The sequence below is a fragment of the Rothia uropygioeca genome (assembly GCF_004136585.1).
GTDB lineage: Bacteria > Actinomycetota > Actinomycetes > Actinomycetales > Micrococcaceae > Rothia.
In genome coordinates this window covers 362,862-370,949 of the sequence record NZ_NOIR01000004.1, presented here as the reverse complement: position 1 = coordinate 370,949, position 8,088 = coordinate 362,862, and the positions used below count along the sequence as shown (strand labels likewise).

Here is an 8,088-nt window from a genome sequence, read left to right as displayed (position 1 = left end):
TTTTTTTCTTTTGTTACCGTGGTTTTTGGTGGTGTGGGGTGGTGGGGTGGTGCATGGGGATGTGTGGGATGCCTGCTTCGAGGTCTGGGGTGGCTGCACGGACGAACCCGAACCCCTCATACCATTTGCGGTTGTTGCTTGAGGGGCGAGCTAGACAGCACGTGAGAATCTGAGCCCTTCGCGTTATATTTCCACTACGGCATGAGAAAGAGGCCCCGGCGAACGCTGTCACAAGCGTTCGCCGGGGCCTCTTGTTCGTAAGGCGTCTACGAAGGGTCAGGCAAAGTTCCGTGCTGCCGATCAGGGTTCTCCGCGTGCGCCCTGCGCAGGTGTGCCAAACGGGCCAGGGCGTGCGACATGGCCTCAGGGCCGGTCACCCGGACCCGGGCGATGGATTCGGCCCGTCCGACCTTGATACCTAGGTCATCGGCCCCTAGAACACCCAGAGCGTATTCGTCCGTCAGGTCATCGCCAGCGAAGATCGTCGTATCGGCCTTCGTGAAGTCCCGGATGATCTCCATCGCGTCGCCTTTGTTGACCTCGAGCACGGCGCATTCGACGACGTACTGCCCCGGAGTGAGCTTGACCCCCGGAATGTTCTTGAGGGTCTTGACCGCGTCAGCCTCGGCCGTCTGGGCAGCGGCGTCGTCGTTCATGGTTCGGGTGTGGAAACCTACCCCGGCCGGCTTGTGTTCGATCTCCGAACCTGGGTGCTTCCGGACGAGCTCTTCCACGGCTCGAGTTGCCTCTTCCAACGCGTGCCTCTGCGCATCCGTCAACGAAAGTTCGGGTGACTCCTGGCCCCCGGCGGAGAGATCGAATTCTGCGCCGTGCGAACCCGACAGCAGCATCTTGTTGTGCGGGTCTGCAGTCTCTCTGAGGAAGCTCAAGGGCCTCCCTGAAATGAGAGCGACCGTCGTCTCGGGCAAGCCGGCGAGAGTTTCGAGGGCCGTCTGAGAGAGGGGGAGCGCCCTGGCTTCCTCCGGATCGGTTGTAAACGGTGCCAAAGTCCCGTCGAAATCCATCGCTACCAAGAGGTTGTCGGTTACAGCCGCGCGCTGGAGCTCCTGCTCGACGGCTGGCGTGGGGAACGGTCCATGCCCCCGGTCGATGTGGCCGACAGTCGGAATCTCGTCCGTGGCAGGCTCGGGGCCCAGGTAGTCTTCGCGGGTTCGCGAGAGGTCCTCGAGGAAGCGGGTCGACCAATCTTCCACGTCATGTGCGAAGATCTGCTCGCGCATGCCTTTCATCCGATCCTGTTGTTCCTCGATCGTCATGTTTTTCGCATACAACAACGCCTCTTTGAAGCCATCGATATCGTGCGGATTGATCTGAATAGCATCGGGAAGTTGCTCGGCCGCACCGGTGAATTCCGAGAGCACCAGAGCTCCCGTGTGGTCGAGATGGCTCACCACGAATTCTTTGGCTACGAGGTTCATGCCGTCTCTGAGTGAGGAAACGACCATAACGTCGGTTGCCAGATACAAAGCGATCATTTCTTCGAAGGGGTATCCATGATGCAGATACCGGATCGCAGTATGGGACATGGTGTCGAACTGTCCGTTCAAGCGTCCCACCATGCCTTCGATCTGCTCTCGCAGCTCAATGTAGGAGGCGACCCGTTCACGGGACGGGCTGGCAACCTGAATCATCGCAGAACTCTCGACGGTGAGGTCACCATCGTTGAGGAGCTCGCCGTACGCCTTGAGACGGTGGCGAATACCTTTGGTGTAGTCCAATCGGTCAACGCCCAGATAGACGGTCTTGGGGTTCCCCAATTCCTCGCGAATCTGGCGAGCCCGGCGCTTCGTGGCCGGTCGTGAGGCCATCTCGGTGACGGCCTCGACATCGATGGAAATCGGGTATGACGTCGCCCGGGTGATCCATGTGGGCAGATCCCGGTTCAAGCGTTCCTTGCGGGCACGCCGCCGGGATGTCACATTCGGCATCGCGTTCGTGTACGCCCGTCGGAATCGTTCGTTGCTTTCCTCCTCATTCTGTTCCTGAGGGGTTTGGGTCACTTCCGTGCGTTCGCCGTCGAACTGCACACCGAGAATTTTGTCGCAGCATCTGCGAAAGTTCGACGCGTCTCCGGGGCGTTGGAATCCCAAGAGATCGGCGCCGAGCAAGCCCGTCAGAACCTGTTTGCGCCACGGCAACTGAGCGAAGATTTCCAAGGGCGGGAAAGGTATGTGGTCAAAGAATCCGATCGTCAGGTCGGGGCGCAAATGCCGAAGCATCGCGGGCACCAACTGGAGCTGATAGTCCTGGATCCAGACCGTGGCATTGTGCGATGCGCTACGGGCTGCGGCCTCAGCGAATCGATTATTTACCGCCCGGTATGTATCCCACCACGTACGGTGAAATTCAGGCTGGGCAATGACGTCGTGGTAGAGCGGCCAAATGGTCGCATTGGAAAAGCCCTCGTAGTACCGGCGAACCTCACCTTCGGACAGCGTCACGGGAACCAGATGGAAAACATCGTGATCAAAAGGTTCGAGGTCCTCATCGGCAGCTCCGTGCCAGCCAACCCAGGCCCCAGTGTGTGAGGACATGACGGGAGCGAGTGCGCTGACTAGACCACCCGGGGATCGGCCCCATTTCGACTCGCCATTGTCGTCCACGGTGCGATCCACCGGTAACCTGTTGGCCACCACAACAAAGTCGTAGTCGCCTTCCTGCCCTTGACGAGGGCTGGCATCGTCGTTCATAGCATCTTCAACCGGACACATGGCTTCTCCCTTCGACCAATCTATGTCTAGCCTATCCGCACTTGCGCGTCCGCACAGGGGCAGTTCGCAAGAGAAAACATTGACGGGCCTTTCAGGGAATTCCGTTAGGCTATTTCCGATTACAAGTACCGTCCAATTCGAACAGGGAGCAACACGTGGCATCCTCTCCTTCGCCGCGGAGCAGCGAGGCGCGAGAAAAGGCGCGCCAAATCGCAGCAAAGCAAAGCAAACGATCCTCAAAATCGTCCCGCTTGTGGTGGCAAATCGGCGTGGTCGTGGTTCTGGTGCTCATCATCGGCATCATTGCGGCCGTGTACACCCACAACAAGAAGGGCGAGATCCCGGATTCTGGGCCCGTGCCCACGAGCGCCAACCAATACGGAGGCATCGTGGTAACGAAGGACGGGATCAAGAAAGACACCTCCGACGTCGACACCCGAGACGTGAACGACCTGAAAACCTCTTCGGCGTCCGCCTCCCCGGATGATGAGTCCAAGGGCAAGGAAACGACCCTGCCCGTTGGCATGCCGACCGCTGACGAAGCTAAGAAAAACGACCAGCCTGCTCGCGTGACGATTTTCCAGGACTACAACTGCATCCACTGCGCCGAATTCGAAAAGGCCAACGGCGAAGAGATCAAGAAGCAGGTTCTCGACGGTGATGCCACTCTCGAGATCCGTAACCTGAACTTCTTGGACCAGGAGACCAGCACCGAATACTCCTCTCGTGCTGCAATGGCCGCGTATTCTGTTGCCGAGCAGGTCTCTCCGGAGAAATTCCTCGATTGGCAGGCGGAGATGTTCTCCCACCAGGGCCAGGGCGGAATGTCCAACAAGGAATTGGCGGACCTGGCGGACAAATATGGCGCCGACATCAAGGACGACCTGGACTCCAACAAGTACCGGCCGATGGTCAATGTGACTGTTGCCGAGTCCCAGGAAAACGGCTTGTCCGGAACTCCGACCAGCTACGTGGACAGCACCAAGTTCACCGGTCAGAGCTTTACCGATTTCCTCAACAACATCAAGAAAGCCAAGAGCGGAAGCTGACCTCCGCGAAGGCTCACGGTGCTTGTGGGGCGCGATGCCGAATGCTCGGCATCGCGCCCCATGCTCGTCCATGATGCACAGTTTGGGATAGGGCGTTCCGACAGGTAATCTAATCAGGCGCCTTGGCGCATGCCTCCTTAGCTCAGATGGCCAGAGCATCTGTCTTGTAAACAGAGGGTCGCCGGTTCGAATCCGGCAGGGGGCTCCACCGAAAACGGGCCATGGACGGCGAAAGCCATCCATGGCCCGTTGTGCATGTGCTAGAAGCCTCGTCCCGCAAAGGGTCATTCATACTCCGCGGCAGCATCGCGTCGATGCGGCCGCTTCTGCACGTCCAAGAGGGTGCGTTCCCGGAGCTGCCGTTCCTTGCCCCGTTTCTTGAGGAAATGCGGGGGTGGTTAGGAGCAATGGCAAGAGATGAGGATGACAGCTAGGCCTGCGGCCCTAGAATGGAGGGGAAGCGTACGTCAAATGGATAACCTCTCTAGGAGAAACCATGACTCAGCAGAATACGCAGAACCACACATCAACAGATCAGTTGGAATTCCAGAACCCCGTCACTCGCTTCCCCACGATCGAGCCGCCGAAGCAGCACCAGCCGGAGCCCGGCCTGGATGCAGAACTGATCCCTCAGGCGGATCGAGGAGAAAAAACCTACCGTGGAACGGGACGCCTGGAAGGCCGAAAGGCGCTCATCACCGGTGCCGATTCGGGCATCGGTGCGGCCGTTGCGATCGCTTTCTCGCGCGAGGGCGCCGACGTCGCGCTGAATTATCTCCCCGACGAGGAAACGGACGCTCAGTACATCAAGGAGCTTCTTGAGAAGGAAGGGCGCGTCGTCCATCTCTTGGCGGGCGACCTGCTGGACCACGAATTCTGCCGTACCGTGGTCGACGAGGCCCACGAGAAGCTGGGCGGGCTGGATATATTGGTCAACAACGCGGGAAAACAGGTCGTGACCGAAGGGCTCGAAGGGCTGAGTGACGAAGAACTCGAAGCCACGTACGACGTCAACATCCTTGCGATGTTCCGTATCACCCGACAGGCCCTGAAGTACCTTCCGGCAGGCTCCTCGATCGTGAACTCGACGTCGATTCAGGCATATGAGCCATCGCCGCACATCATGCATTACGCATCCACCAAGGCAGCCATCAACAACTTCTCCAAAGGGCTGAGCCAAGATCTGGCACCGAAAGGCATACGGGTCAATGCGGTTGCACCCGGCCCGATTTGGACCCCATTGCAGGTCAGCGACGGCCAGCCCAAGGAGGCTTTGCCGAAGTTCGGCCAGAACACTCCCATCGGCCGTGCGGGGCAACCGACCGAACTGGCTCCCGCTTACGTGTTCTTGGCATCTTCCGAATCCAGTTATGTCATCGGTGAGACGCTCAACGTCAACGGCGGGCAGGTATCTCCGTAGAAAGACCCCGAGCGAGGTTCATGACGGTCCCCGTCGCGGCGACGCACCAATGCGCCGCCAGAACCAGCAATAGTACTGCGGACAAGACGTCCCATCCCATGAGGTGGGTCCCGAGGCTGCAGGTTCCGACGGGGAAGGTCATGGCCCACCAGCCGGGCGTGAAAGGCATTCCTCGGGCGAATCCGCGGTATGTCGTGAAAGCGGCCCACAGGAAAACCGGTATTCCAATAACGAGCACTACGACCCCGTAGATGTGGGCGAGGCGCGCCAATGCATCGACGACGTCGGGCTGCAGAAGCGGTTGTGCGGCGGTCGAGAGCGACTGCGCCGCTGCGGTGGACTGTCCCACAATCCCCAGTGGGATGAAAGCCGAGGCCGCGGCGGCCAAGGGCAGGGGCTCCTGCCTCCACGCGTGTGCGTAGGCAATGGCAAAAATTGCGATGCCCATGGACAGTGCAACGAAGAAGCTGCCGCCCGAGAGGACCCCGGTGAATACCGCGCCGACCAGAGAGTGGGCGTGCGAGACCAGCTGTGCGCCCGTCGTCGCGGTGACCATCGGTGCAACGATCGGAAGCCCCCACGCCGGCAGAGGGCTTTCCGTGTGGCCTTTCATGAGTTTCGCCGCAAACCCGACGGCCGCGACCAAACCGATCGCCGTGCCGATCGTCCACATCACCCAGTCGACGCTCCACGCGACAGAGGTGAGCCCCGGCATCCAGGAAGACAGAACGGTAGGGGTTGAGGAACCGACCGATAAATAGCCCATTGAAACCATGCCCCAGGCGGTGACCTCCGAGTGCTTGGTAAAGGAGTCCTTGAATGTCCTGGGGGAACGGAGGCAACGCAGCACGAATCCGATCGAGAGTATCGCCAGAAGAACCCATCCCGCGACAAAAAGTACGATCGGGACGCCGGGTACGCCATGAATCTGAGTCAGATTCGCGAACAGAGAGGTGCCCATGACGGCCCCGAACCAAGCCGGACCTGCCGGAACAACGGCCTGCGATGGCCTGGTGGCGCGGGGGGCGTGACGTCCTTCAATGTCTTTTTGTGGCGCGGAAAGTAGCATGCTTCGAGCCTAAGGCCGGGGGCGCAGGCTCGGTAGGGACCAAAATGCTGTCTGCTCACAAGCTGGGGTTGTGAGCCGATAGGGTGGACCCATGAACATGAACCGCCTGCCCGAGCTCTCGGCGTGGATTCTGCTGGAGGAGGTGGACCGAAGAGGCAGCCTCGGAGCCGCGGCGCGATCCTTGGGGATGACTCAGCAGGCAGCTTCGTCAAAGGTCCGCGCCGCCGAGCGACTCCTCGGAATCGACATGTTCGTCCGCTCCCCCCGAGGGGTTGCGACGACCGCGACCGGCCGAAACGTGCTCGATGCCGCGGCTGGACTGCTCGAAGAGGCTCGTTCACTGGCAGAGAGCGTCGAAGTGGCACGTGAAGGAGCATCCAAGCGGCTGAGAGTCTCCGCCAGTAACACGGTGGTCGAGCACTACCTGCCGTCCTGGACGGGAGAGATGCTCAGAAGAAACCCCTCGGTGAGAATCGATGTGATCGCGGCGAATTCACGCGAAGTCATGCGTGACGTGGCCTCGGCCGACGTCGAGCTCGGATTCATCGAGACGCCCGAGCGGCCCGGCGGGGAACGAAGTGCGGAGATACTCCGCGAGGAGTCACGGTGGCACACCAAATTGTCGGCCCGTACGGTCGCTTGGGATCACATTGTGCTCGCCGTCGTGCCAGAACATCCGTGGGCCGTGACCCCGCCGAGCCTCCAGCGGGTGAGAGAAACAGCCGTGCTTCTCCGAGAGAACGGATCGGGAACTCGAAGAGCCGTGGAACAAGCCCTTCCAGGCATGGTCGCTCCGGCCGCCGAGGTGGGCTCGCTGTCGGCCATGTGGAGGACCGCGCGGGCGACTGGGATACCGGCGTTTCTTCCTCTCAGAGCGATGGACGAACCTCTTGTTGCCGTCGATGTCGAAGGTCTGCAGGTGGGGCGTCCCATACGGGCCATATGGCGGCGCGGGCACAGTCTTTCCGCGCTCGCCAGCTCATTGGTGGCCGCCGCGGAGAATTCTGAGGCCGTGGCTTCGAAATGACCTATTATCCGTTGGACTCCACACAAAAATCCACGCAAGCCCACAACCGCAGGTAAGATCGAGCGGGACCAAACTATAGGAGGGGTCGGCGTGAGCCAAGAGCAAGCCGAAAAATCTGCGCTGAACGGGCGGCTCGTCGTCGTGCGGCATGGTCAAACCGACTGGAACAAAGCCGGAAAGATGCAAGGCAGTTCTGACATCCCGCTGAATGACACCGGCCGAGCGCAGGCACACGAAGCGGGGCAGTATCTTGCCGACCAGGGCGAGTTCTGGAATTACCTGGGTGCCTCGCCGTTGTCCCGTGCACAGGAGACCGCACGGATCATCGGCCAGCACGTAGGACTGAGCAACATCGAAACGGTTCCGGGCGTTATCGAACGTGCATACGGAGACGCCGAAGGGCAGGTGCTGAGCTTCGAAGACTCACGCCATCCTCAAGATCTCTACCATGGTGTCGAGCCGGAAGCGGAGGTCTACCGCAGAGGTGTAGAGGCTTTCAAGCAACTCATCCTCCAGCATCCAGGCCAGAATCTGCTCGTGGTGAGCCACGGAACGCTCATCCGTCGAGTTCTTCTGGCGACGACGCCGGGAGATTGGACGGAACACGTTCCCAATGCGACCCCGATCGAAGTCGACATCGAAGGTCTCTTCGCTTGGGACCCGGAGTCGTTGGTCCTGAACTGAACGACCGCGGCACAGGCCGAAGGGTCGATCGGTGACCATTCAGGGATGTGCGTTTTCCTGTGAACGCTACCGATCGCAATTGTTCCCGTTGACCGAACCACTTAATG

At 60.2% G+C, this 8,088-nt stretch carries 6 protein-coding genes and 1 tRNA gene; 5 read left to right on the top strand and 2 right to left on the bottom strand.

Going from position 1 to position 8,088, the window contains the following annotated elements:
* Nucleotides 1–266: 266 nt before the first annotated feature.
* Nucleotides 267–2,732, bottom strand: a complete 2,466-nt coding sequence (gene otsB, locus EWR20_RS13160) for a trehalose-phosphatase (protein ID WP_165001036.1) — start codon at nucleotides 2,730–2,732, stop codon at nucleotides 267–269.
* Nucleotides 2,733–2,887: 155 nt separating this feature from the next.
* Between otsB and EWR20_RS11625 the strand changes: the two genes are divergently transcribed.
* From EWR20_RS11625 to EWR20_RS11615, 3 genes are all read left to right on the top strand, one after another.
* The gene (locus EWR20_RS11625; RefSeq protein ID WP_129360821.1) at nucleotides 2,888–3,781 is read left to right on the top strand and encodes a DsbA family protein; all 894 of its coding nucleotides are present in this window, start codon (nucleotides 2,888–2,890) and stop codon (nucleotides 3,779–3,781) included.
* A gap of 131 nt (nucleotides 3,782–3,912) precedes the next feature.
* Nucleotides 3,913–3,989: transfer RNA gene (locus EWR20_RS11620), tRNA-Thr, on the top strand.
* A gap of 288 nt (nucleotides 3,990–4,277) precedes the next feature.
* On the top strand, nucleotides 4,278–5,201 hold the full coding sequence (locus tag EWR20_RS11615; protein ID WP_129360820.1) for an SDR family oxidoreductase: 924 nt from the start codon (nucleotides 4,278–4,280) through the stop codon (nucleotides 5,199–5,201).
* On the opposite strand, the gene EWR20_RS11610 is transcribed toward EWR20_RS11615, so the two are convergent.
* Nucleotides 5,176–6,270 carry a TDT family transporter gene (locus EWR20_RS11610; RefSeq protein ID WP_129360819.1) on the bottom strand — a complete coding sequence of 365 codons (1,095 nt, stop codon included), beginning with the start codon at nucleotides 6,268–6,270 and terminating at the stop codon, nucleotides 5,176–5,178. The genes EWR20_RS11615 and EWR20_RS11610 overlap by 26 nt on opposite strands.
* Nucleotides 6,271–6,361: 91 nt before the next feature.
* On the opposite strand from EWR20_RS11610, the gene EWR20_RS11605 reads away from it, so the two are divergent.
* Together EWR20_RS11605 and EWR20_RS11600 are read left to right on the top strand one after the other, a co-directional pair.
* Nucleotides 6,362–7,297 (top strand): LysR family transcriptional regulator, encoded by a 936-nt coding sequence (locus tag EWR20_RS11605; protein ID WP_129360818.1) that lies wholly within the window; start codon nucleotides 6,362–6,364, stop codon nucleotides 7,295–7,297.
* A gap of 90 nt (nucleotides 7,298–7,387) precedes the next feature.
* Nucleotides 7,388–7,981, top strand: a complete 594-nt coding sequence (locus EWR20_RS11600; protein WP_165001035.1) for a histidine phosphatase family protein — start codon at nucleotides 7,388–7,390, stop codon at nucleotides 7,979–7,981.
* The last annotated feature ends 107 nt before the right edge of the window (nucleotides 7,982–8,088 follow it).

Bases quoted from the DNA above. Each gene is read 5' to 3' on its own strand.
- otsB (WP_165001036.1), bottom strand. From the start codon at position 2,732: ATGTGTCCGGTTGAAGATGCTATGAACGACGATGCCAGCCCTCGTCAA.
- EWR20_RS11605 (WP_129360818.1), top strand. From the start codon at position 6,362: ATGAACATGAACCGCCTGCCCGAGCTCTCGGCGTGGATTCTGCTGGAG.
- EWR20_RS11610 (WP_129360819.1), bottom strand. From the start codon at position 6,270: ATGCTACTTTCCGCGCCACAAAAAGACATTGAAGGACGTCACGCCCCC.
- EWR20_RS11615 (WP_129360820.1), top strand. From the start codon at position 4,278: ATGACTCAGCAGAATACGCAGAACCACACATCAACAGATCAGTTGGAA.